Origin of the sequence: Pseudomonas abieticivorans (genome assembly GCF_023509015.1) — a bacterium.
In the GTDB taxonomy this organism is placed as follows: domain Bacteria; phylum Pseudomonadota; class Gammaproteobacteria; order Pseudomonadales; family Pseudomonadaceae; genus Aquipseudomonas; species Aquipseudomonas abieticivorans.
This window is the reverse complement of record NZ_CP094975.1, coordinates 3745878-3769701: the sequence shown is the minus strand read 5'-3', so window position 1 is coordinate 3769701 and position 23824 is coordinate 3745878. Positions and strand designations below refer to the sequence as shown.

19 protein-coding genes are annotated in these 23824 nt (G+C 61.4%); 8 read left to right on the top strand and 11 right to left on the bottom strand.

Annotated elements, in window-relative coordinates; translation table 11 throughout:
• Window positions 1-61 precede the first annotated feature (61 nt).
• A complete protein-coding gene (locus L9B60_RS17280; RefSeq protein WP_249671971.1) occupies window positions 62-1489 on the bottom strand; it encodes a pyridine nucleotide-disulfide oxidoreductase in 1428 nt (475 codons plus the stop codon).
• 387 nt (window positions 1490-1876) lie between these two features.
• Window positions 1877-2755, bottom strand: a complete 879-nt coding sequence (locus L9B60_RS17275) for an MBL fold metallo-hydrolase (RefSeq protein WP_249671970.1) — start codon at window positions 2753-2755, stop codon at window positions 1877-1879.
• Window positions 2756-2870: 115 nt separating this feature from the next.
• Between L9B60_RS17275 and L9B60_RS17270 the strand changes: the two genes are divergently transcribed.
• Both L9B60_RS17270 and L9B60_RS17265 read left to right on the top strand, forming a co-directional pair.
• Window positions 2871-3800 (top strand): LysR family transcriptional regulator, encoded by a 930-nt coding sequence (locus tag L9B60_RS17270; protein ID WP_249671969.1) that lies wholly within the window; start codon window positions 2871-2873, stop codon window positions 3798-3800.
• A 124-nt stretch (window positions 3801-3924) separates the two neighbouring features.
• The gene (locus L9B60_RS17265; RefSeq protein WP_249680233.1) at window positions 3925-4074 is read left to right on the top strand and encodes a hypothetical protein; all 150 of its coding nucleotides are present in this window, start codon (window positions 3925-3927) and stop codon (window positions 4072-4074) included.
• Here L9B60_RS17265 and L9B60_RS17260 read toward each other — a convergent pair.
• Entirely contained in the window at window positions 4058-4948 is an 891-nt protein-coding gene (locus L9B60_RS17260) for a helix-turn-helix domain-containing protein (RefSeq protein WP_249671968.1), read from the bottom strand. The genes L9B60_RS17265 and L9B60_RS17260 overlap by 17 nt on opposite strands.
• Window positions 4949-5128: 180 nt before the next feature.
• Here L9B60_RS17260 and pobA point away from each other — a divergent pair, with 180 nt between their 5' ends.
• Together pobA and L9B60_RS17250 are read left to right on the top strand one after the other, a co-directional pair.
• Window positions 5129-6313 carry a 4-hydroxybenzoate 3-monooxygenase gene (pobA, locus tag L9B60_RS17255; protein ID WP_249671967.1) on the top strand — a complete coding sequence of 395 codons (1185 nt, stop codon included), beginning with the start codon at window positions 5129-5131 and terminating at the stop codon, window positions 6311-6313.
• 84 nt (window positions 6314-6397) lie between these two features.
• Window positions 6398-7879 (top strand): MDR family MFS transporter, encoded by a 1482-nt coding sequence (locus L9B60_RS17250; protein WP_249671966.1) that lies wholly within the window; start codon window positions 6398-6400, stop codon window positions 7877-7879.
• 147 nt (window positions 7880-8026) lie between these two features.
• Here L9B60_RS17250 and L9B60_RS17245 read toward each other — a convergent pair whose 3' ends face one another.
• From L9B60_RS17245 to L9B60_RS17235, 3 genes are all read right to left on the bottom strand, one after another.
• Entirely contained in the window at window positions 8027-8878 is an 852-nt protein-coding gene (locus L9B60_RS17245) for a cache domain-containing protein (RefSeq protein WP_249671965.1), read from the bottom strand.
• Window positions 8879-8924: 46 nt separating this feature from the next.
• Window positions 8925-9809, bottom strand: a complete 885-nt coding sequence (locus tag L9B60_RS17240; RefSeq protein WP_249671964.1) for a DMT family transporter — start codon at window positions 9807-9809, stop codon at window positions 8925-8927.
• 141 nt (window positions 9810-9950) lie between these two features.
• Entirely contained in the window at window positions 9951-10583 is a 633-nt protein-coding gene (locus L9B60_RS17235) for a TetR family transcriptional regulator (RefSeq protein ID WP_249671963.1), read from the bottom strand.
• 251 nt (window positions 10584-10834) lie between these two features.
• Between L9B60_RS17235 and L9B60_RS17230 the strand changes: the two genes are divergently transcribed.
• From L9B60_RS17230 to L9B60_RS17215, 4 genes are all read left to right on the top strand, one after another.
• The gene (locus L9B60_RS17230) at window positions 10835-11986 is read left to right on the top strand and encodes an efflux RND transporter periplasmic adaptor subunit (RefSeq protein WP_249671962.1); all 1152 of its coding nucleotides are present in this window, start codon (window positions 10835-10837) and stop codon (window positions 11984-11986) included.
• A 3-nt stretch (window positions 11987-11989) separates the two neighbouring features.
• On the top strand, window positions 11990-15148 hold the full coding sequence (locus L9B60_RS17225; protein WP_249671961.1) for an efflux RND transporter permease subunit: 3159 nt from the start codon (window positions 11990-11992) through the stop codon (window positions 15146-15148).
• Complete coding sequence (adeC, locus tag L9B60_RS17220; RefSeq protein WP_249671960.1) at window positions 15145-16602, top strand: AdeC/AdeK/OprM family multidrug efflux complex outer membrane factor; 1458 nt, start codon at window positions 15145-15147, stop codon at window positions 16600-16602. The genes L9B60_RS17225 and adeC overlap by 4 nt, the downstream gene beginning before the upstream one ends.
• A 368-nt stretch (window positions 16603-16970) precedes the next feature.
• Window positions 16971-18236: an OprD family porin gene (locus L9B60_RS17215; RefSeq protein WP_249671959.1), complete on the top strand. Its 1266-nt coding sequence runs from the start codon at window positions 16971-16973 to the stop codon at window positions 18234-18236.
• Between the two features lie 74 nt (window positions 18237-18310).
• On the opposite strand, the gene pcaC is transcribed toward L9B60_RS17215, so the two are convergent.
• The 5 genes from pcaC to pcaF all read right to left on the bottom strand — a co-directional run bounded on the left by pcaC (window position 18311) and on the right by pcaF (window position 23575).
• Entirely contained in the window at window positions 18311-18703 is a 393-nt protein-coding gene (gene pcaC / locus L9B60_RS17210; protein WP_249671958.1) for a 4-carboxymuconolactone decarboxylase, read from the bottom strand.
• A 16-nt stretch (window positions 18704-18719) separates the two neighbouring features.
• A complete protein-coding gene (gene pcaD, locus L9B60_RS17205) occupies window positions 18720-19517 on the bottom strand; it encodes a 3-oxoadipate enol-lactonase (protein WP_249671957.1) in 798 nt (265 codons plus the stop codon).
• Window positions 19518-19529: 12 nt separating this feature from the next.
• On the bottom strand, window positions 19530-20894 hold the full coding sequence (locus L9B60_RS17200; RefSeq protein WP_249671956.1) for a 3-carboxy-cis,cis-muconate cycloisomerase: 1365 nt from the start codon (window positions 20892-20894) through the stop codon (window positions 19530-19532).
• A gap of 48 nt (window positions 20895-20942) precedes the next feature.
• Entirely contained in the window at window positions 20943-22232 is a 1290-nt protein-coding gene (locus L9B60_RS17195; RefSeq protein WP_249671955.1) for an MFS family transporter, read from the bottom strand.
• Between the two features lie 137 nt (window positions 22233-22369).
• The gene (gene pcaF, locus L9B60_RS17190) at window positions 22370-23575 is read right to left on the bottom strand and encodes a 3-oxoadipyl-CoA thiolase (protein ID WP_249671954.1); all 1206 of its coding nucleotides are present in this window, start codon (window positions 23573-23575) and stop codon (window positions 22370-22372) included.
• Between the last annotated feature and the right edge of the window lie 249 nt (window positions 23576-23824).

Below are 23824 nucleotides of genomic sequence, written 5' to 3'. Positions count from 1 at the left end.
AATCCCACACAAATGCCAAAGCAAAAAAAAGGGCGAATCTCTCGATTCGCCCTTTTTCATCTCAACGCAAGTTCAACGTGCTCCAGTTCTGACCCGGCATCAACTGCTGCCATTGCAATAGCCGGCTCACCTCCTGCCCCTTGGCCGCCAGTGCCTCGGCCCGTTCCAGTTTGGCGATGATCGATTCGATCACCACGCGGCTGGCGTCATGGTGGAATTGCCAGACCCCGTAGATACGCCCGGCGAACGATGGCTCGCTGCCCAGCAATGGGTCGACGCCCAGGCCCGAGCCCAGGCCGAACAGGTGCAAACCATGCAGGCGCTTGCCGGACAGGTCGCAGGGGCAGCCGGAGGGGTCGGAGTCCAGGCCGCCGGTGACTTTTTTCAAGGTGATCGCGGCGCCGTCGGCAAAGCGCATGGGCGGCAGTACGGCCTGGTAGCCGGTGCACTGGATCACCACGCTCGACTCCGCCAATGCCTGGCTGGCTCCTGCATGCTGCACGGGGTCGGCACCGTCGCTCTGGAACCGCCGGGCGCGCACCTTGGTATCGCCGACAAAACCGCGCTCCAGCACCTCACGACCCACGGCCAGGGCGCGGTAGCGCAGGCCGCCGGAGCGGTTGACCCGGCCGGACACCGGGCACACGTCATTGACCGGGTCGAACGCGTAGCCGTTGGCCATGGCCTGTTCAGCACTCTCATAGAACAACCGGATAGGCGAGCGGTGAATCAGCGTCACTTCATCCAGCCCGACATTCTCCAAGGCCCGCGCGACGTTCTCCAGCATCGAGAACGCGCTGTGGGAGCCGCCGACCACGGTAAATTTGCCACCGGCCTGCAGCGTGTCGGCAAAGTAGGCGCGCAAGGCCTTGGGGCTCATGCGCAGCAAGCGGTCGGCGCTGTGGATGCTATGCGGTGCAGGCAACTGCAAGCCCTGCATGGCCAAGGCATCGAGCAGGTGCTGGGGGTCCTGATGCCCCCCAAGGTTTAGCACCAGGCTTTGGCAATGGATGGCCAGGCGGCTGTTCTCATGTTCGACCCACACTTGGTAACCGTCACCGTCGCTGACCACTTCGGTAATGGTGGTGCTGCTCCACAACTGCACGCCCTTGAGGCGCAGGATGTGCTCGAACACCAGGTTGCTGGCCTCGATCAACAGTTCACCCACCTCACTGAGCAGCGGGGCCTCCTGGGCCTGATTGCGGATGTTCCAGTAGGCCGCCGACGCCTGCAATGGCGCGAACACCTCGGCCATTTCCGGCGAACGCAGGCAGTCGAGAAACACGTCGCCCACCGAGTTCGCGGTAATTTGATAATCGCCCAGGCGCCCCAGGCCCGGGGTTGGGCTGGCGTCCACGATGATCAAGCCGCGGCGGGCCAGGTCATGGATGGCACCGGTCTTCAGGGCATTGAACAGCATGCCCATTCCTGCAGGCCCCGCGCCGCCCAACACACAGCCGCAGGTCGTTTCCAGGCGTTGTTCATACATAAGGTGTTCCCCTGCATAGGTCGAGCGCACGGAGCGTCCGGGTGCATGTGGTGAGAAAAGGCAGGCGGCAGAAGTCGGTCCGATGCGGGTTGGCCAGGAAACACGGCTACCGCACAGACAGGGTCTGGGATTTCAAGGGGTCAAAGCGTTTTTTCGAAAACTGCGCAGTGCACAGTGCTGCAGAAGGGGTGACCGGTAGGGCCATTAGCCACTGGTGGAAGTCACGACCCCATCCTTTCAAAGTCGGGGCCGCGCGTCAAATACTAGTTACAAATTGTTTCAGTAGCTATATTGATAGATAAATAACTGATTTATATAAATAAAATATTAACTGCCAGTCATTTAGCTATATAAAACCGCTATCCAATCAGAAAAAGTTCAGTCCAATCACCACTTCATTTCGCCTTTGGCAACCTTGGCACTCAGTTCCAGCGACGCGGCTTCGCCCAAGCCCGGGAAGCGCTGGTTCATGGCCTTGATCAACGCCTGGCTGTCAGTCGCTTTGGCCGCCTCCTCATCAAATGCCTTGATGTAGGCCTGAGTAAACTGCACGGCTGCCAACGAATGCGCGGCGTCACCCAGATAGTGCCCTGGCACCACCACCGAGGGTTGCAGTTGCTCGATACGTTGCAGGGTTGCCAGCCAGTCACGATGTGATTGCGCGGTTTGGGTATCGGCCATCCAGACGTGAATGTTGTCGGCGACCACCACGCCGCCCACCACGGCCTTCAGGGATGGAATCCACACGAAGCTGCGGTCTGGCTGCGCACCGTCCAACCCCAGCACTTGGAGCTTATGGCCTTCCAAGGTCAGGCTGTTACCTTCCAGCACATTCGGGATGACAGTACGGGTGGGTTTATCAGCGCCCATTTTCGGCCCCCAGAACGCCAGCTTATCGGCGACCGTTGCCTTGATATGGGCGACAGTGGGCTTTGAGGCCAAGACCTTGGCCTGGGGGAACGCCTGGGTCAGGGTTTGCAAGCCGAAATAGTAGTCCGGGTCGCCATGGCTGATGTAAATGGTGGTGAGTTGCTTGCCGCTGGCCTTGATCAGCTCGACCACTGCCTGGGCCTGGCGCTGGCCGAATTGCGCGTCCACCAGAATGGCCTCGTGACGGCCGCTGACTAGCACCGAGCTGACGGGGAACACGGCGGCCGTGCCAGGGTTGTAAACCTGCAGGTGCAGCGGTTCATCAGCGAAGGCCCAGGCATTGCCCAAGCCTGCCGAGACGGCCAGAACCGCCAGCCACCGTTTGAATGTACGCATTGGATATTACCCGTCCTATAGGCCCGCATGGGGCGACAACGGACAGCTTAGTTGCGACTTTCATTACAAAAAATGCGATTATCCAGCATAGTTTGTTTCATATACCGGGCAAATCATGGATCGTTTGAACGCAATGCGGGTGTTTGTGAGCGTGGTGGAGCTGGGCAGCCAATCGGCGGCGGCGGAACACCTGCAACTGTCGCGCCCGGTGGTGTCACGCTACCTGGCCGAACTTGAGGACTGGATCGGCGCACGCCTGATGCACCGCACCACGCGCAAATTGAGCCTGACGGCCGCAGGCCTTGAAACCCTGCCCCGCTGCCAGCAGATGCTCGAGTTGAGTGGCGACCTGCAGGCCATCGGCCGCACACCCCGGGACACGCCCAAGGGCGAGTTGCGCGTCAGTGTCAGCACCTCGTTCGGCCAGGCGCAGTTGATCGATGCATTGACCGATTACATACGGCGCTACCCTGAGGTGAAGATCGACCTGCAGATGCTGGATCGCACGGTCAATCTGGTGGACGAGCGCATCGACCTGGCCATCCGAACCAGCAATGACCTGGACCCCAACCTGATCGCCCGCCAGCTCACGGTGTGCCGTTCGGTGATCTGCGCGGCGCCCGCTTATCTGCAAACCCACGGCACGCCGCTTCAGGTGCAGGACCTGGGCCTGCACAATTGCCTGACGCACGCCTACTTCGGCAAACACCTGTGGCATTTCGAGCAAGCCGATGGCCCCGTGTCAGTGGCGGTGCAGGGCAACCTGAGCGCCAACGACGCGGTGTCATTGCAAAAGGCTGCATTGGCCGGGGCCGGCGTGGCCATGCTGCCGACCTACCTGGCCGGCGCGCCGTTGCGTCGGGGCGAACTGCTTGCCTTGCTACCCCATGCCCGCCCGCGCGAGCTCAACCTGCACGCCGTGTATGCCTCACGCAAACACATGCCGGTGGCCCTGCGCAGCCTGCTGGACTTCCTGGCCGCACGCTTTACACCCGAGCCGTCGTGGGACCAGGGCCTGTTCGATAAGGTCTTATCCACACGCTGAATAACGCCGCGCCGATTGTCTGGTCGGCACTCCATTCGTCGCACAGTGTCCTATGCTTGGAACAGTACCTTTACGCCACAAGCTTGAGGTAAACGCGATGCACACAAAAACAAGAAACAAATGCGTGATCATGCTCGGTATCTTCGCCGTGTCCGCCCTGTACGCCACTGCGGCCTGGCGTGTGGAACAGGCCCGCAACGTGCGCCAGCTCGACGCCAGTTGCAGCACCACCATGTGTATCCCGCACAGCGCGACGCTCAACGCACTGCGTTGATACCGGTGGTTTGCCGGAAGGCCTTGGGGGTGACCCCGGCCAAACGGCGAAAGAAGCGCGAAAAATAGGCCGGGTCGGCAAAACCCAGGCTGTCCGACACCTGATTGATGGTCATGGTGGTGTAGGTGAGGCTGCGCTTGGCTTCCAAGAGCTGGCGCTGATGAATCACCTGCAATGCCGACTGCCCGGCCAGTTCCCGGCAGACGTTATTCAAGTGCGCCACTGAAATACCCACCTCATGAGCCAACTGCTCGACACTCCAGTGTTTGCGAAAGTGCGCTTCCACCAAACCATTGAAGCGGTTCAGGTAGTCGCGACCCCGCTCGGCAGTCTGCCCCGCTGCAGTTCGCCGGGTCATCTGGCGGCTGACCCACACCACGATCAGATTGATCAACGAATGCAGCACCAGGTCTCGGCCAGCGCTGTCGTTGGCGTATTCGCGCTGCAGTGCGCTGACGATGCCATTGAGGTAATCCCGATCCGCGCCAGCGGGGTAACAGGCCGGCGCGGCAAACACCTGGCTGGGCCCACCCAGCAGGTGCTGTAACTCGTTGACCAGGGGTGCCGCCAAGGTAATCACGTAGCCATCGATGTTTTCGGCAAAGCGAAAACCATGCACGAACAGCGCCGGCACCACTTGGATCGCCGAGTCGCTGATGACTCGCCTCTGCCCTTCCACCTCGATCTCGGCTTGGCCTTGATGCACGTATAGCAACTGGCACAGGTCGGCATGGCGGTGGGGTTTGATCTCCCAGTGGTGCAGGCGGCTGCGCTTGGGGATGGTTTCGCAATGCAGCAAGTCTGGCGTGGGCCAATCCTGGCCTTCGCCATACAGTTTGAACACGGGAATGGCGTTGATCGAGGGCTTTGACATGGTCCAAGGCCTACAGGGCTGATACTCGATAATCGCACCGATTGGCGAAAAGTACAGATAAAAGCATCTTTATTGCCTTCTAAACCCTACTTACGAAGCGAAAAATGCAGGCACTCCAATCATAAAAACACATTCACCGCAGGGCCTGGCCCTTCAGTGAAGCTTGCTGGGATAACAACAATGAAGACTCAAGTCGCGATTATCGGCGCCGGCCCCTCCGGCCTCCTGCTTGGCCAACTGTTGCACAAGGCCGGCATCTCCAACGTCATCCTCGAACGCCAAAGCCCTGACTATGTGCTCAGCCGCATCCGTGCCGGCGTGCTGGAGCAAGGTATGGTCGACCTGTTGCGCCAGGCTGGCGTGCATCAACGCATGGACGCCGAAGGCCTGGTGCATACAGGCTTTGAATTGGCGCTCAACGGCCGCCGGGCGCACATCGACCTGAAAACCCTGACCGGCGGCAAGACCGTGATGATCTACGGCCAGACCGAGGTCACTCGCGACTTGATGGCCGCCCGCGAAGCGGCCGGCGCTCAAACTATTTATGAAGCCAGCAACGCCCGCCCCCACGACATGAAGGGCGAGCAGCCCTACGTCACCTACGAGAAGGATGGCGTGGAGCATCGGCTGGACTGCGACTACATCGCAGGTTGCGATGGCTTCCACGGCGTGGCGCGGCAATCGATTCCGGCCGAGACGCTGAAGGTGTTCGAACGGGTGTACCCATTCGGCTGGCTGGGCATCCTCGCCGACACGCCGCCGGTCAACGAAGAACTGGTGTATGCCACCCACGAACGCGGCTTTGCCCTGTGCAGCATGCGCTCCAACACCCGCACCCGCTATTACGTGCAGGTAGGTGCCGAGGAGAAAGTCGAAGACTGGTCCGACGAGCGTTTCTGGAATGAACTGAAGGCCCGCCTGCCCCAGGACTTGGCCGATAAAATGGTCACTGGCCCCTCGATCGAGAAGAGCATCGCCCCCCTGCGCAGCTTCGTGGTGGAGCCCATGCAGTACGGCCGGATGTTCCTGGTCGGCGACGCCGCGCACATCGTTCCGCCCACCGGCGCCAAGGGCTTGAACCTGGCAGCCAGCGACGTGAGCACGCTGTTCAACATCCTGAAAAAAGTCTATGAAGAAGGCCGCACCGACCTGCTGGAGAAATATTCCGAAGTTTGCTTGCGCCGCGTATGGAAGGCCGAACGCTTCAGTTGGTGGATGACTTCGATGCTGCACAAATTCGATGACAACGACGCGTTCAGCCAGCGTATCCAGCAAACTGAACTGGATTATTTCGTGAGCTCCGAAGCTGGGCGCCAGACCATTGCCGAGAACTACGTCGGTCTCCCCTATGAAACAATCGAATAGAATCCATAGCTAGCTATCAAGTACACTGAGGGCACTTTCGACCCGCCTGCGCGGCGGGTCCAACTGCCCCTCAGGCCTGCCGCCGTGACCAATCTGAACGTGCCACAACCCGCCTTGCGCAGCGTACTGACCTGCCTGATGCTGTCGATTTTCCTCGGCGCATTGGACCAGACCATCGTCGCCGTCTCCATGCCCGCTATCTCCGCCCAGTTCAACGACGTCAACCTGCTGGCCTGGGTAATCTCCGGCTACATGGTGGCAATGACCGTGGCTGTGCCCATCTACGGCAAGTTCGGCGACCTGTATGGCCGCCGGCAAATGATTTTGATCGGCCTGGGGCTTTTTACCGGCGCCTCGGTATTCTGCGCCATGGCCCAGAGCATGGAGCAACTGGTGCTGGCGCGCATCCTCCAGGGCATCGGTGCCGGTGGCATGGTTTCGGTCAGCCAGGCGATCATCGGCGACTTCGTGCCACCGCGCGAACGTGGCCGCTACCAGGGCTACTTCAGCAGCATGTACGCGGTGGCCAGCGTTGCCGGGCCGGTGCTGGGCGGCTACATGACCGAATACCTGTCCTGGCGCTGGGTATTTTTGCTGAACATTCCCCTGGGCTTGGGCGCCTGGTTCTACACGCGCAAAACCCTGGCAGGGCTTGCCGTCAACAGGCGCACTCCGGTGATCGACTACCTGGGCACCGTGCTGATGATCCTGGGCCTGAGCTCGTTGCTGATGGGCATCACCCTGATTGGCCAGGGTCATGCCTGGCGCGACAGTTCGGTGTACTCGCTGTTGATCGTCGCGGTGCTGGCACTGACCCTGTTCGTGCTGCACGAGCGGCGCTTTCGCGAACCGCTGCTGCCCATGCACCTGTTTGCCATCCGCCCGGCGATCCTGTGCTGGTGCACGGTGTTCTTTACCAGTTTCCAGGCCATTTCGTTGTCAGTGCTGATCCCGCTGCGCTACCAGACGGTCACCGGCTCCGGCGCCGACAGTGCCGCCCTGCACCTGTTGCCGCTGGCCATCGGCCTGCCGCTGGGCGCGTTTTTTGGCGGGCGTACCACGGCCAGGACCGGGTACTTCAAACCGATCATCCTGACCGGTGCCGCACTTATCCCCCTGGCCATCCTGGGCATCGCCTTCACCCCGCCCCAGGCCTTCGTGTTGAGTTCGCTGTTCATGCTGTTGACCGGCGTCGCCGCAGGCTTGCAGTTCCCCACCTCATTGGTGGGTGCACAGAACTCGGTGCAGCAACGCGACATGGGCGTGGCCACCAGCACCACCAACCTGTTCCGCTCTCTGGGCGGGGCCATGGGGGTGGCGTGCATGTCGGCACTGCTGCTGGCGTTGCTGCAAGGCTTGCACCTGAACGCCGGCATGGGCCCGGAGGGCGCTTCGGGCAACGCCTTGCTCGACAGCCTGAACGCCGCACCCGGCCCCGCCCAGGATGCCTTGCGCGGGGAGCTGTTGCAGACGTTCAAGCACTTGCTGATGGGCAGTGCGCTGGTGTCGTTGCTGGGGTTGGCGGCGGCGTTGGCGATGCCGAACAATGTGTTGCGCGGGCGGTGAGCGAGCCGGCCGCCCGCGCGGCCTATCGCAAGCAAGCTTGCTCCCACATTATTTGTTGCATCGCACTGCATTCTGAAAGATAGGAGTTGCCCGCCTGGTTCCTATCGCAGTTACGCGAATAGGCCACGCGGGGGGCCACCGCTGCCCTCACCGGCTGTAATACCCCACCGCCACCACCCAATGCCCCACCTTGCGCAAGTAAGCGTGCTTGTCCTCGACCTTGCTGGTCACCGGGTTACGCCACCGGTAGGCATACTCCCCCGAATCCTGCTTGGCCATCAGGGCCAGGATCGGCTCGCCCACCGGTTTGCCGTCGGGGTCTTTGATGGTGGTGAAGTCGACATTTACCAGCCGCAGGTTGGTGCCGTGGGCGACATAGCGGTGGGTGTCGAGGTCGACGACGAACACGTACAAGTCGTCCTGCAGGTAACCGCCCTTCAAGCTGTTGATCGCCGTGAGCGTGCCCTTCTCGTCTTTTTGCAGGTCGCTGGCGGCTTTGTCCAGCAGTGCCTTGGCTTGTTCGGCAGACGCGCGCGGCAGGTAGTAGCCCACCGCGAGGATGCGTTCACCCACCCGCTGGAAGTACACGCGCTTGCGTTCGACCTTGCCATCCTTCCAATTCTGCCAGCGGTACTCGGCTTCCTGGATGCCATTGGCTTCAGGGGTTTTCAAGGCTTTTTCGAAAGCTTGGCGCAGGTCCGGCCCGAGTACTTCGGACACGTCGCGGCCAATCAGCGCGGCAGAAGGCCCGCCACTGGCAAGCATCACGCCCTTGGTGTCGACCACGAACACGTAGCGGTCGTCCTGGATGAATTGGCCTTGGCGGCTGAAGGCGGCAAACGCCTTGTCTCCGTTGTCGTGGTAATAAGCCAGGGCTTTTTCCAGCAGCGCCCTGGCCGCCTCGGCGTCCTGATCGTTATCCACCGTAGCGGCCGGGGCCAGTTGCGATACCGTCAGCAACAGCCACACCCACAATACCTTGCTGAACACTTGCCTCATGCGCACACCCTCTTGTTTTTGTTGGTTCACAAGAGCGTAGACGGCTTCAGCGTTTGCGCTGCCCCCAGGCCACGGCCAGGCCGCTGACACAGATGATGGCGATGCCGATCATGGCAATGCCATCCGGGGTGTGGTCGAAAATCAGGTAGCCATAGAGCCCGGCGAACAGGATCTGCCCGTAACTGAACGGCGCCAGCATCGCCGGCGGTGCATGGCGGAAGGCTTGCGTCAGCAGCAGGTGGCCGAGCATGCCGCAGGTGCCCAGGCCGATCATCAGCACGCCGTGACGCCAGTCCACGGCGGTCCAGAAAAACGGCAACAGGGCCGACATGATCAGGGTATTGAAGATGCCAGCGAGAAAGTTACTGGTGGTCGGGCTGTCGATTTCACTGAGCTTGCGGGTAAGCAGTTGATAGCAGCCAAAGCACAGCGCCGAACTGAGCGGCAGCAAAATGGCCGGGGTAAACAGGCTGCCACCGGGGCGCACGATGACCAACACCCCGATGAAACCCGCCGATACTGCCGCCCATTGGCTACGCGTGACGGTTTCCTTGAGCAGCGGCACCGACAACGCGGTCACCAGCAAGGGGGCGAGGAAGTTGACCGCGGTGGCTTCGGCCAAGGGGATGTAGCGCAGGCCCGTGGTGAAGAACAGGCTGGTGCCGATCAAAAACAGCGCCCGTATCAATTGCAGGCCCGGGCGCCGGGTGCGCACCACCGACGAGAGCCCGGCGCGGGGTACGAACACGATCAGCATCAACAGGGTGTGTACCAGGTAGCGCGCCCACACCACGATCACGATCGGGTAGATACCGGAAAGGTACTTGGACAAGGCGTCGTGGCTGGCAAACAGCAGCACCGACAGACAGATCAGCCCGATCCCGGTCAGTGGCTGTTGGGTTGCGTCGAGCAGGGTCTTGGGCGCCGCCATTCATTAATCCGCAACATTAAATGTGTAAACCACTTAGCCGACTAACTATCCAAACCGAAAATGCGGGTAGATAATGGCACGCTGCCTGCGCTGAATGGATTCTCTCTAACGGGGCTTCCAGACACAACTGGATTCACACACTCATTTGCGCAGTGCTGGGCTCAGGCGCAGCATATCGATCATCGCATCGACCCACAGCTCTGCGTCCTGGTGCAAGCCGAAGCTGTCGGGAACCAGCAACCATTGCCCCAGCAACCCATCGATATAGGCATGCAGCGCCACTGCGGCCCGCTGGGTGTCAAGGTTTTCCGGCAACTGGCCGCGTTTGATCGAATTGCGCAGCGTCAATTCGATCCGCACATTGCAATCCAGGCTTTCAGCCTTGCGCTGCTTGCGCAGGTCGCACATTTCATCGGTGAATTCGCATTTATGAAAAAGGATCTCATTGATGCGCCGGGTTTTTGGATCCAGCGAAATACGATGACACAATTCAATCAGCAACCGCCGCATACATCCCAGTGGGTCCAGTTCGTCTTCACTTTCACTGGCGCGGGCCAACTCGTCCAGCGGTTCGTGCAGCGTGTCGAACATCGCCTGCAACAGCTCGGCCTTGTTGCTGAAATGCCAGTAGATGGCGCCGCGGGTGACACCTGCCAATGCAGCAATGTCAGCCAGCGTGGTGCGCGATACGCCGCGCTCATAGAAAGCTTTTTCAGCCGCTTCAAGTATTTGGCTTCGGGTCTCCTGTGCTTCCTCTTTGGTACGACGGACCATGGCAGTAAAACCTCATCTGGGGTGGCACAAGCGGCATGCAGCCGTTGATACCGGTATCGGGGCGACCTTTGTTCTGCCTGCTCCCGCGCTACTGATTCAAGCCTTGGCCGAGGGTAAAGAGTCGGTCAAGGGTGTTTACAAACAACCGTGAATGTAAGTATATTCGTTAGTAAGCTACTTATCCAGTCGAAACATTTTTTTGCCGTTCCACTATTCTTGAGCCTCTTGTGTGCTCCTGACCGAGGATCTTCATGCAATTCAAGCCAGCTGTTACCGCTCTGGTTTCCGCCGTCGCCCTGGCAACCCTGCTCAGTGGCTGTAAAAAGGAAGAAGCGGCCCCGGTCGCACAAACTCCTCAGGTCGGCGTCGTAACCCTGCAACCCCAGGCCTACACCCTGACCACCGAACTGCCCGGCCGCACCACTGCGTACCGTGTGGCTGAAGTGCGTCCTCAAGTGAACGGCATCATCCTCAAGCGCCTGTTCAAGGAAGGCTCGGACGTGAAGGTCGGCGATCAGCTGTACCAGATCGACCCTTCGGTGTACGAAGCGACCTTGGCCAGTGCCCAGGCCAGCCAAGCATCCGCCAAGTCGTTGAGCGATCGCTATAAGCAGTTGGTCAGCGAACAAGCCGTAAGCCGTCAGGAATACGACAACGCACGCTCCACCCAACTGCAGGCCGACGCCACGCTCAAGAGCGCCCAGATCAACCTGCGCTACACCAAGGTACTGGCCCCGATCACCGGCCGCATCGGCCGTTCCGACGTGACCGAAGGCGCCTTGGTAACCAACGGCCAGACCGACGCCATGGCCACCATCCAGCAACTGGACCCGATCTACGTCGACGTGACCCAGTCCTCGGCCGAGATCCTCAAGCTGCGCAAGGAACTGGCCAGCGGTGCCCTGCAGAAGGCCGGCGACAACGCCGCCAAGGTCAAGCTGACGCTGGAAGACGGCAGCACCTATGGTGTGGACGGTAAGCTGGAATTCTCGGAAGTATCGGTCGACCAGACCACCGGTTCCGTGACCCTGCGCGCCGTGTTCCCCAACCCTGACCACACCCTGCTGCCCGGCATGTTCGTACACGCCCAACTGCAGGCCGGTGTAGCGGCCCAGGCCATCCTGGCGCCACAACAGGGCGTGACCCGTGACCTAAAGGGCGCCCCGACTGCACTGATCGTCAACGCCGACAATAAAGTCGAGCTGCGTGAGCTGAAGGCCAACCGCACCGTCGGTAGCCAATGGCTGGTGGAAGACGGCCTGAAGGCCGGTGATCGCGTCATCGTCGAAGGCCTGCAGTACGTCAAGCCCGGTGCCGAGGTCAAGGCAAGCGAATGGTCTGCCGACCAGGCTAAAAACCCTGCTCCGGCCAACCAAGCAGCTGCCGGCGGCAAAGGGGAGTAATCCATGTCAAAGTTCTTTATTGACCGCCCCATTTTCGCCTGGGTAATTGCCCTGGTGATCATGCTGGTCGGCGCTCTATCGATCTTCAGTTTGCCGATCAACCAATACCCGGCGATTGCACCGCCGGCCATTGCGATTTCGGTAACCTACCCAGGTGCGTCCGCACAGACCGTGCAGGACACCGTGGTACAGGTGATCGAACAGCAACTCAACGGTATCGACAACCTGCGTTACGTGGCCTCGGAAAGTAACTCCGACGGCAGCATGACCATCACCGCTACCTTCAACCAGGGGACCAACCCCGATATCGCCCAGGTACAGGTCCAGAACAAGCTGAACCTGGCCACCCCGCTGCTGCCCCAAGAAGTGCAGCAACAGGGTATCCGCGTAACCAAGGCGGTGAAGAACTTCCTGATGGTGGTGGGCCTGGTGTCCACCGACGGCAGCATGACCAAGGACGACCTGAGTAACTACATCGTCTCCAACATGCAGGACCCGATCTCCCGTACCGCCGGTGTGGGTGACTTCCAGGTGTTCGGTGCCCAGTACGCCATGCGCATCTGGCTGGACCCGGCCAAGCTGAACAAGTATCAGTTGACCCCGGGCGATGTCTCCACCGCGATTACCGCGCAGAACGTGCAAGTGTCTTCCGGACAGTTGGGCGGCTTGCCCGCCATCGCCGGCCAGGAGCTGAACGCTACCATCATCGGCAAGACCCGCCTGCAGACCGCCGAGCAATTTCGCGCGATCCTGCTGAAGGTCAACACCGACGGTTCGCAAGTGCGCATCGGCGACGTGGCAGAAGTGGGCCTGGGCGGTGAAAACTATAGCATCAACGCCCAGTTCAACGGTGCTCCGGCCTCGGGCCTGGCGATCAAGCTGGCCACCGGTGCCAACGCACTGGACACCGCAAAAGCCATTCGCCAGACCATTTCCGACCTGCAACCCTTCTTTCCGCCAGGCGTGAAAGCGGTGTTCCCGTATGACACCACGCCGGTGGTGACCACCTCGATCCACAACGTGGTCGAGACCCTGGTCGAAGCGGTGATCCTGGTGTTCCTGGTGATGTACCTGTTCCTGCAGAACTTCCGCGCCACCATCATCACCACGATGACGGTACCGGTGGTATTGCTGGGTACCTTCGGGATCCTCGCCGCCGCAGGCTTCACCATCAACACCTTGACCATGTTCGGCATGGTATTGGCTATCGGCTTGCTGGTAGACGATGCGATCGTGGTGGTGGAAAACGTCGAGCGGGTGATGGCCGAGGAAGGGCTGTCGCCCAAGGAGGCGACGAAAAAGTCCATGGGCCAGATCCAGGGCGCCCTGGTGGGTATCGCCATGGTGCTGTCGGCGGTACTGCTGCCGATGGCTTTCTTCAGCGGCTCCACCGGCGTGATCTATCGGCAGTTCTCGATCACTATCGTGTCGGCCATGGGCCTGTCGGTACTGGTTGCGTTGATCTTCACCCCGGCGCTGTGTTCGACCATGCTGTCGCCGATCAAGAAAGGCGAAGACCACCACAAGAAGGGTCGGTTCTTCAGCTGGTTCAACCGCACCTTCGACAGTGGCGTGCGCAACTACGAAGCCGGTGTTACCCACATCCTGCGTCGCAAGGCGCCGTACCTGCTGGCCTACGTGCTGATCGTGATCGGCATGGCCTGGCTGTTCACCCGCATTCCAACGGCGTTCCTGCCTGAAGAAGACCAGGGCGTGATCTTTGCCCAGGTGCAGACCCCACCCGGCTCCACCGCAGAACGCACGCAGAAAGTCATCGACGAAATGCGCGCCTACCTGCTCAAGGACGAATCGGCGGGCGTGGCCTCGGTGTTTACCGTGAACGGCTTCAACTTCGCCGGCCGCGGCCAAAGCTCGGGCCTGGCGTTCATCATGCTCAAGCCGTGGGACGAGCGTAACGCCGACAACACCGCTGCCGCGCTGGCTGCCCGTGCCCAACAGCACTTCTTCAGCTTCCGCGACGCCATGGTGTTTGCTTTCGTACCGCCTGCGGTGCTGGAGTTGGGTAACGCTACTGGCTTTGACATCTACATCCAGGACCGTGCAGGTCTGGGCCACGACAAGCTGATGGAAGCGCGCAACCAGTTCCTGGGCATGGCCGCGCAAAGCAAGATCCTCACGCAAACCCGGCCTAACGGCCTGAACGACGAGCCGCAGTTCCAACTCGAAATCGACGACGAACGCGCCAGTGCCCAGGGCGTGACCATTGCCAGCATCAACACCACCCTGTCGATTGCCTTGGGTGGCAGCTACGTCAACGACTTCATCGACCGTGGTCGGGTGAAGAAGGTGTACGTGGAAGGTGAAGCCAAGTCGCGCATGACCCCCGAAGACCTGAACAAGTGGTACGTGCGCAATAGCTCAGGGACCATGGTGCCGTTCTCCGCCTTCGCCAGCGGCAAGTGGATCTACGGTTCGCCCAAGCTTGCCCGTTACAACGGCGTGGAAGGCATGGAGATCCTCGGTTCCCCTGCCCCTGGCTACAGTACCGGTGACGCCATGGCCGAAGTCGAGCGCATCGCGGCCAAGCTGCCTAAAGGCGTGGGCATCTCCTGGACCGGCCTGTCGTACGAAGAGCGCCTGTCGGGCTCCCAGGCGCCAGCGCTGTACGCCATTTCGATGCTGATGGTGTTCCTGTGCCTGGCCGCCTTGTATGAAAGCTGGTCGATCCCGATCGCGGTCATGCTGGTGGTGCCGCTGGGTATCATCGGTGCGTTGCTGGCCACCAGCCTGCGCGGGTTGTCCAACGACGTGTACTTCCAGGTGGGCTTGCTGACGACCATCGGGTTGGCGGCGAAAAACGCCATCCTGATCGTCGAGTTCGCCAAGGAGCTGCATGAGCAGGGCCGAACGTATACGGAGGCGGCGATCGAAGCCTGCCGCATGCGTCTGCGCCCGATCATCATGACCTCGCTGGCGTTCATTCTGGGCGTGGTACCTTTGGCTATCTCCACGGGTGCCGGCTCGGGTAGCCAGCACGCCATCGGTACCGGCGTGATCGGCGGTATGCTGACTGCCACCACCCTGGCGATCTTCTGGGTACCGCTGTTCTTCGTGTCGGTGTCGACGCTGTTTGGCGACAAGCGCAAGAAGGACGAAGACCAGGATTCGACTGAAACTCCACGTAACGAGGCTGGGCAATGACCAAGTCCCTAGTGTCTATCGCGGTCGCCGTGGCGGTTCTGAGCGGCTGCTCGATGATCCCCGAGTACAAGCAGCCCGCGGCTCCCGTGGCCGCAGCCTACCCGCAAGGCCCGGCGTATTCGCCGGCCGAGGCGGCCAGCATGGCTGAAGCAGAACAAGGCTGGCGCCAGTTCTTTCATGACCAGGCGCTGCAACAGCTGATCCAGGCCTCCCTGGTGAACAACCGTGACCTCAAGGTCGCGGTGTTGAACATCGAAGCCTACCGCGCTCAGTACCGCATCCAGCGTGCCGACCTGTTCCCGGCGGTCAACGCCAATGCCACCGGCACCCGTTCGCGCACCCCAGCAGACCTGAGCTCTACCGGCCAGGCCCGCGTGGGTGGCGAGTACACCGCCAACCTGGGCGTCAGCTCCTACGAGCTGGACCTGTGGGGGCGCGTGCGCAGCCTCAGCGACCAGGCCCTGGAAACCTACCTGTCCAGTGAAGAAGCGCGTCGCTCCACCCAGATCAGTCTGGTGGCCAGCGTCGCCAATGCCTACTACACCTGGCAGGCCGACCAGGCTCAACTCAAGCTCAGCCAGGACACCCTGGGTGCGTTTGAAGAGAGCTACCGCCTGACCTCGCGCAGCAGCGAAGTGGGTGTGTCCTCGGCCCTGGACCTGGCCCAGTCGCGCACGTCGGTGGAAACCGCCCGTGTCGCCCTGGCCAAGTACCAGCGCCAGGTGGCACAGGATGAAAATGCCCTGGTCCTGCTGCTGGGCGGCCCCCTGCCAGCGAACCTGGCACAGGCCAAGCCACTGGACGCAGAACTGGTGTCCGAGCTACCCGCCGGGCTGCCGTCCGACTTGCTGCAACGTCGCCCGGACATCCTTGAGGCCGAACACGCCCTCAAGGCCTCCAATGCGAACATTGGCGCGGCGCGGGCAGCGTTCTTCCCGACCATCAGCCTGACCGCCAGCGCCGGCAGCGCCAGTTCCGACCTGGGCAACCTGTTCAAGGGTGGCCAGGGCGCCTGGAGCTTCGCGCCGTCGATCAGCCTGCCGATCTTCAATGCCGGCAGCCTGCGCGCCAGCCTGGATTACTCAAAAATCCAGAAAGAAATCAGCGTCGCCAACTACGAGAAGTCGATCCAGACCGCGTTCCAGGAAGTCTCCGACGGCCTTGCCGCGCGCAAGACCTATAAAGACCAATTGCAGGCGCAGAAAGACCTGGTGCAAGCCAACCAGGACTACTACCGCCTGGCAGAGCGCCGTTATCGCATCGGGGTGGACAGCAACCTGACCTTCCTCGACGCACAGCGCTCGCTGTTCAGTGCCCAGCAATCGGCCATTACCGATCGCCTGGCGCAGTTGGCCAGCGAGGTCAATCTGTACAAGGCGCTGGGCGGTGGCTGGGTCGAACAGACCGGCCAAGCTCAGGCCAAGGCTGACCAAGCACAAACGCCTAACGGCTGATGTGACTGCGACGCACGGGAAGCCCACCTTTTTGGTGGGCTTTTTTATGGGCGCGCGAAAAGCATTTTGTATTCGAGCATTGCAGAAAAGTAACGAACTGGTTAGTGTTCGTTTATCGCACAAAATCAAGTGCGACGAATTGATTCACCCCCCCGTGTACACGCACCATCGGCACAACACAGGAACGGCCTGCGCACACGGGCCAGTGTAAAACCAAAAACCAATAACAAAAGGTACCGCCACCATGTCACAACACCCCGCTCTCTCCGGCTGACTTCCTACCCGATGTTGAACCCCCGTTGATGACTGCGATTTTTCGCGGCGCGGTACCCGGCTGTCTTTGAGATTCCAGAGAGAACACAATAAAAATGAACACAAACAACCAACGCTCGCAACGCTTCGTACCCAGCCTTCTGACCCTTGCATTGGCCGGGGTGGCCATGCCTTCTTTCGCCGCCGAGTCGGGCTTTCTGGAAGATGCCAAGGTCAACCTGAACCTGCGCAACTTTTACTTCAACCGTAACTTCACCGACAGTGCCGCACCGCAAAGCACTGCGGCCGAATGGACACAGAGCTTCATCCTGGACGCCAAGTCTGGCTACACCCAAGGCCTGGTCGGTTTCGGCGTGGACGTGCTGGGCACCTTCTCGCAGAAACTCGACGGCGGTGGCGGCACCGGCGGTACTCAGTTGCTGCCGCTGGACAGCGACGGCAACCCGGCCGACAACTTCGGCCGCCTGGGCGTCGCGGCCAAAGCCAAGATCTCCAAAACCGAGCTTAAAATCGGCGAGTGGATGCCGGTGCTGCCGATCCTGCGTTCGGACGATGGCCGTTCGCTGCCGCAAACCTTCCAGGGTGGCCAGGTGACCTCGCAGGAAATCAGCGGCCTGACCCTGTACGGTGGCCAGTTCCGCCAAAACAGCCCGCGTAACGACGGCAGCATGAGCGACATGTCGATGACCGGCAAAGCCGCGTTCCTGTCCGACCGTTTCAACTTTGCAGGTGGCGAGTACACCTTCAACGACAAGCGCACCCTGGTTGGCGTGTGGAGCGCACAACTGGAAGACATCTACCACCAGCAATACGTGCAAGTGCTGCACTCCCAGCCGGTGGGCGCCTGGACCCTGGGTGCCAACCTGGGCTTCTTCCACGGCAGCGAAGACGGCAGCGCCCTGGCCGGCGACATGGAAAACCGGACCTACTCGGCCTTGCTCTCGGCCAAATATGGCGGCGGCACCTTTTTCGTCGGCCTGCAGAAGCTGACCGGCGACAGTGCCTGGATGCGCGTGAACGGCACCAGCGGCGGCACCCTGGCCAACGACAGCTACAACTCCAGCTACGACAACGCCCAGGAACGCTCCTGGCAAGTGCGCTACGACTATAACTTCGTGGCACTCGGGGTTCCCGGCCTGACCCTGATGAACCGCTACATCCATGGTGACAACGTGCACACTGGCGCCGTCACCAACGGTTCGGAATGGGGCCGCGAGTCGGAGCTGGCGTACACCTTCCAGGAAGGCACACTGAAAAACCTCAACCTGCGGTGGAGGAACTCGAGCATGCGTCGTGACTACGGCACCAGCCAGTTCGACGAGAACCGCGTGATCGTCAGCTACCCGATCAGCATCCTGTAAGACCTCGGCACAAAGGCCCATAAAAAAACGGCGATGATCACTCATCGCCGTTTTTCATTCCATCACGCAAACACTTATTCGCGCGACTCGACCCCCAACTCATCCCACACCGACTCTGCCAGGTGGAACGTGGCATTGGCCGCTGGGATGCCGCAGTAGATCGCGCTCTGCATCAGCACTTCCTTGATCTCTGCACGGGTCACGCCGTTGTTGGCGGCGGCACGCAGGTGCAGCTTGAGCTCGTCATTGCGGTTCATGCCGATCAGCATGGCGATGGTGATCAGGCTGCGGGTGTGGCGTGGTAGGCCCGGGCGGGTCCAGATGTCACCCCAGGCATGGCGGGTGATCATTTCCTGGAACTCACCGTTGAACTCGGTGATGTTGGTCAGGCTACGGTCCACGTGGGCATCGCCCAGTACCGCGCGGCGTACTTGCATGCCGGCGTCGTAACGGTCTTTCTCGTCCACAGGGTACTCCTCGAAATCAGTGTTTGCCGGCCAGCAAAAAGTCGATCACACGCTGGCTGAAGGGTGCGCCAACCTGCACGTTGGACAGGTGCGCGGCATGAAATTCGGCGTATTCAGCGCCTTTCACATGGTCACGGATAAAGTGCCCGCCTTCGGGCGGCGTGACCGCGTCTTGGGTGCCGGAAATAACCAGGGTGGGCGCCTTGATCTGCCCCAGTTGCTCACGGAAGTCGGCGTCGCGCACCGCCCCACAGTTCGCCGCATAGCCCTCGGGGGAGGTGGCGGCCAGCATATCGGTGATGCGCTTGGCCACGTCCGGGTGCTCGGCGGCGTACTCGGGGGTGAACCAGCGAGCAATGGAGGCATCACGCAGCGATACCATGGCGGCCTGCCGGTCACGTAGCACCATCTCGATGCGTGGGTTCCAGATTTCTGGCGTACCGATCTTGGCTGCCGTGTTGCACACGATCAGCTTTTGGATGCGATCGCTGGCATTGATGCCCAGCCACTGGCCGATCAGGCCGCCCATCGACAGGCCGCAGAAGTAAGCGCGGTCGATGTGCAACGCGTCCAGCAGCGCCAGCACGTCGCGGCCCAGCTGTTCGATGCTGTAGGGGCCTTCGGTGACCAGCGACTTGCCGTGGCCGCGAGTGTCATAGCGCAGCACTCGAAAGTGCTTGGTGAACGCGGCGATCTGGGTGTCCCACATGTGCAGGTCGGTGCCCAGGGAGTTGGACAGTACCAGCACAGGCGCATCGGCCGGGCCGTCCAGTTGATAATTCAGTTCACCATCGGCGAGTTGTACGAATCCCACAGCAGGTCTCCTTCAGGCACTTAAGCGGTTGTGTTCAGCCACGGCACGCTCGACCCAGGTGTTTGCCTGGCCCAGGTAGTGCGCGGGGTCGAGCAGACGGTCCAGCTCGTCTGCAGAAAGTTCGGCGGTCACCGCCGGGTCGTCGCCCAGCACTGCACGCAGGTGGCGTTTTTCGGCCACGGCGCGCTTGCAGCACTGTTCCAGCAAATGGTGTGCGGTGTCGCGGCCCAGGCGCTGCGCGAGCACGATGCTGACCGCCTCGGCCAACACCAGGCCCTGGGTCAGGTCGAGGTTCTTGAGCATGCGCGCCGCGTCCACTTCCAGGCCTTCGGAGAACAGCAGTGCCTGCTGTAACGCGCCAGACACCAGGCAGCAGATCTCGGGCAGGGTGTCCCATTCGGCATGCCAAAGGCCCAGGCTGCGCTCGTGCTCCTGGGGCATGGCGGCGAACATGGTGGCCACCAGGCCCGGCACGCGGGTCGCGGCGCCGATCAGCACCGCAGCGCCCACCGGGTTGCGCTTGTGCGGCATGGTCGAGGAGCCGCCCTTGCCGGGCGCCGAGGGCTCGAACACCTCGGCAGCTTCGGTCTGCATCAACAGGCTGATGTCGCGGCCCAGCTTGCCCAGGCTGCCGGCGATCAGGCCCAATGCCGAGGCGAACTCCACCAGGCGATCGCGCTGGGTGTGCCACGGCTGGTCAGGCAGGCTCAGGTTCAATTCGTCGGCCAGTGCCTCGGCGATAGGCATGGCCTTGTCGCCCAAGGCTGCCAAGGTGCCGGAGGCTCCGCCGAACTGCAGGCTCAGCAAACGCGGCTTGAGCTCTTGCAGGCGTTGCCGGCTGCGGGTGATCGCGCCCAGCCAACCGGCGATTTTCATGCCCAGGGTGACGGGGGTGGCGTGTTGCAACCAGGTGCGGCCGGCCAGTGGCGTGGTGGCATAGCGGTGTGCCTGGCGCGCCAGCGAATCACCCAGGGTGGCCAGGTCCGCGTCCAGCAGTTGCAGGGCCGCGCGCAGTTGCAGCACCAGGCCTGTGTCCATCACGTCTTGGCTGGTGGCGCCCAGGTGCACGTATCGCTCGGCTTCGGGCGACTGCGCGGCAATCTGCTTGCCGAGCATTTTTACCAAGGGGATGGCCGAGTTGCCGGCCGTGGCAATCGCCACGCCCAGGGCTTGGAAGTCATAGAGTTCAGCCTTGCAGGCCGCCTCGATCGGCGCCACGGCAGTGTGCGGCACCAGCCCAACGCGCGCCTCGGCACGGGCCAGGCCCGCTTCGAAATCGAGCATGCCTTGCACGCGGCCACTGTCGGAAAAGATCTCGCGCATGGCGCTGGAGGTGAAGTAGGCATCGAACAATTGATTGTTCGGTCGATCGCTCATAAGCCGTCCTTAAAGGGCGCGCACCGGGACCGGTGCACGCCATGCAAATCAATGATCGTGATGCAGGTACGCCGCCTGTTTGGGCAGGCGCAGGCTGAACAGGAAGGCAATCGCCATCATCACGGTGACATACCAGTAAAAGGCGTTTTCGTTGCCGCCGGCCTTGAAGGTCAGTGCGACGAACTCAGCCGAGCCGCCAAACAGTGCGTTGGCCACCGCGTAAGCCAGGCCCACGCCCAGTGCCCGCACCTGTGGCGGAAACATCTCGGCCTTCACCAGGCCGCTGATCGAGGTGTAGAAGCTGACGATGGCCAGGGCCAGGGTGATCAGCACAAACGCCAGGAACGGGCTGGTGACGGTTTTCAGCATCAGCAGGATCGGCAAGGTAAACAGCGTGCCCAGCGCGCCGAACCAGAGCATTGAGTTACGCCGGCCGATCTTGTCCGAGAGCATGCCGAACAGCGGCTGCATGCACATGTACAGGAACAGCACGGCGGTCATGACAAAGCTCGCGGTTTTCGCGCTCATGCCGGCGGTGTTCACCAGGTACTTCTGCATGTAGGTGGTAAAGGTGTAGAAAATCAGCGAGCCGCCGGCGGTGTAGCCCAGCACGGTGATGAACGCGGCCTTGTGGTCACGGAACAGCGCGGCGATGCTGCCGGCATCCTTGTCTGCGCGGCTTTCGACGCTGGTGGTTTCTTTCAATGTACGGCGCAGAAACAGCGAAATGATGGCGGCAATGGCGCCCACCACGAACGGGATGCGCCAGCCGTAGGCACGCAGTTCATCTTCGGTCAGCACTTGTTGCAGGATCACCACCACCAGCACGGCCAGCAGTTGGCCGCCGATCAGGGTCACGTATTGGAACGAGGCGAAAAAGCCGCGCTGGCCACGCAGCGCCACTTCGCTCATGTAGGTGGCAGTGGTGCCGTATTCGCCACCCACCGACAGGCCTTGGAACAGCCGCGCCAGCAACAGCAGCGCCGGCGCCCAGAGGCCGATCGAGGCATAGGTGGGCAGGCAGGCGATGACCAGGGAGCCCGCGCACATCATCAGCACCGAGATCATCATGGAGTTCTTGCGGCCATGTTTATCGGCGACCCGGCCAAACAGCCAGCCACCAATGGGTCGCATCAGAAAGCCTGCCGCGAACACTCCGGCGGTGTTGAGCAACTGCACGGTGGAGTCAGCGGACGGGAAGAAAGCAGGCGCAAAGTAGATTGCGCAGAAGGCATACACGTAAAAGTCGAACCATTCGACCAGGTTGCCCGAGGAGGCGCCGACGATGGCAAAAATTCTTTTGCTACGTTCTTCGCCGGTGTAGTGAGTTGTTGTCATGGTTTTATATCACTCGTTGAGGTTTCTACAGTCTAGACATATACCGTAACAACCTCCCTCGACAAAACAATTACCCAAAAGGCTACTGACCTTGCGTGGAGGTCAGCGGCCTTTCGGGCAAATGCCGATTGCTCTGCTTAAACGCGTTCGATCGCCAGCGCCAACCCTTGGCCAACGCCGACGCACATGGTGGCCAGGCCTTTCTTGCCGCCGGTTTTTTCCAACTGGTGCAAGGCGGTCAGGATCAGGCGTGCGCCGCTCATGCCCAACGGGTGGCCCAAGGCAATGGCGCCGCCGTTGGGGTTGACCTGCGGCGCGTCGTCGGCAATGCCAAGGTCACGCAGCACGGCCAGGCCTTGGCTGGCGAAGGCTTCGTTGAGTTCGATCACGTCGAAATCGCTGACGGCAATGCCCAGGCGCTCGGTGAGCTTGCGCACCGCTGGCACCGGGCCAATGCCCATCACGCGCGGCGCCACACCGGCGCTGGCCATGCCCAGTACGCGGGCACGGGCGGTCAGGCCGTGCTTCTTCACGGCTTCGGCCGAGGCCAGGATCAGCGCAGCGGCACCGTCGTTGACGCCCGAGGCGTTGCCTGCGGTAACGGTCTTGTCCGGGCCGTTGACCGGCTTGAGTTTGGCCAGGGCTTCAAGCGTGGTATCGGCACGCGGGTGCTCGTCCTGCTCGACCACTGTCTCGCCTTTCTTGTGGGCGATACGCACTGGTACGATTTCTTCGGCGAAGAAGCCGGCAGCCTGGGCCGCGGCGGTTTTTTGCTGGCTGCGCAGGGCGAAAGCATCCTGGTCGGCGCGCGACACCTTGTAGTCATCGGCAACGTTGTCGGCGGTTTGCGGCATGGCGTCCACGCCGTACTGGGCTTTCATCAGCGGGTTGATGAAACGCCAGCCGATGGTGGTGTCTTCAAGCTTCATGTTGCGCGAAAACGCCGCATCGGCCTTGCCCATCACGAACGGGGCGCGGGACATGGATTCCACGCCGCCGGCGATCGCCAGTTCCATTTCGCCGCTGGCGATGGCGCGGAAGGCAGTGCCCACCGCGTCCATGCCCGATGCGCACAAGCGATTCAAGGTGACGCCGGGGATGCTTTCCGGCAAGCCCGCCAGCAGCAGCGCCATGCGCGCCACGTTGCGGTTGTCTTCGCCGGCCTGGTTGGCGCAGCCGAGGAACACCTCGTCCACCGCCGTCCAGTCCACCGATGGGTTGCGCTCCATCAGGGCCTTGATCGGCGTTGCGGCCAGGTCATCGGCACGCACGGTGGACAGGCCACCGCCAAAACGGCCGATGGGGGTGCGAATCGCGTCGCAGATGAATACATCACGCATCATGCTTCTCCTGGTGCTTGGCCGTGATCGGCGGCGAATCGAATCGCCGGACTCGGAATAAAAAAGGCGCGAGGGACACGCCGGAAGAACAGCAGATTAAGCTGCTAATATTTGTCGCACAATCCGATTATCGACCTTTCGTTCGATTATCGAACTGATACTTGTCTTGCTAACGGTGGGCTGGCCTTCGCGGATGAATCCGCTCCTACAGGGTCTCTGTAGGAGCGGATTCATCCGCGAAAAGGTCACCAC

What these genes read in the sequence shown, in the direction of transcription:
- L9B60_RS17280 (WP_249671971.1), bottom strand. Translation starts at nt 1,489, where the DNA reads ATGTATGAACAACGCCTGGAAACGACCTGCGGCTGTGTGTTGGGCGGC.
- L9B60_RS17275 (WP_249671970.1), bottom strand. Translation starts at nt 2,755, where the DNA reads ATGCGTACATTCAAACGGTGGCTGGCGGTTCTGGCCGTCTCGGCAGGC.
- L9B60_RS17270 (WP_249671969.1), top strand. Translation starts at nt 2,871, where the DNA reads ATGGATCGTTTGAACGCAATGCGGGTGTTTGTGAGCGTGGTGGAGCTG.
- L9B60_RS17260 (WP_249671968.1), bottom strand. Translation starts at nt 4,948, where the DNA reads ATGTCAAAGCCCTCGATCAACGCCATTCCCGTGTTCAAACTGTATGGC.
- pobA (WP_249671967.1), top strand. Translation starts at nt 5,129, where the DNA reads ATGAAGACTCAAGTCGCGATTATCGGCGCCGGCCCCTCCGGCCTCCTG.
- L9B60_RS17245 (WP_249671965.1), bottom strand. Translation starts at nt 8,878, where the DNA reads ATGAGGCAAGTGTTCAGCAAGGTATTGTGGGTGTGGCTGTTGCTGACG.
- L9B60_RS17240 (WP_249671964.1), bottom strand. Translation starts at nt 9,809, where the DNA reads ATGGCGGCGCCCAAGACCCTGCTCGACGCAACCCAACAGCCACTGACC.
- L9B60_RS17235 (WP_249671963.1), bottom strand. Translation starts at nt 10,583, where the DNA reads ATGGTCCGTCGTACCAAAGAGGAAGCACAGGAGACCCGAAGCCAAATA.
- L9B60_RS17230 (WP_249671962.1), top strand. Translation starts at nt 10,835, where the DNA reads ATGCAATTCAAGCCAGCTGTTACCGCTCTGGTTTCCGCCGTCGCCCTG.
- L9B60_RS17225 (WP_249671961.1), top strand. Translation starts at nt 11,990, where the DNA reads ATGTCAAAGTTCTTTATTGACCGCCCCATTTTCGCCTGGGTAATTGCC.
- adeC (WP_249671960.1), top strand. Translation starts at nt 15,145, where the DNA reads ATGACCAAGTCCCTAGTGTCTATCGCGGTCGCCGTGGCGGTTCTGAGC.
- L9B60_RS17215 (WP_249671959.1), top strand. Translation starts at nt 16,971, where the DNA reads ATGAACACAAACAACCAACGCTCGCAACGCTTCGTACCCAGCCTTCTG.
- L9B60_RS17200 (WP_249671956.1), bottom strand. Translation starts at nt 20,894, where the DNA reads ATGAGCGATCGACCGAACAATCAATTGTTCGATGCCTACTTCACCTCC.
- L9B60_RS17195 (WP_249671955.1), bottom strand. Translation starts at nt 22,232, where the DNA reads ATGACAACAACTCACTACACCGGCGAAGAACGTAGCAAAAGAATTTTT.
- pcaF (WP_249671954.1), bottom strand. Translation starts at nt 23,575, where the DNA reads ATGATGCGTGATGTATTCATCTGCGACGCGATTCGCACCCCCATCGGC.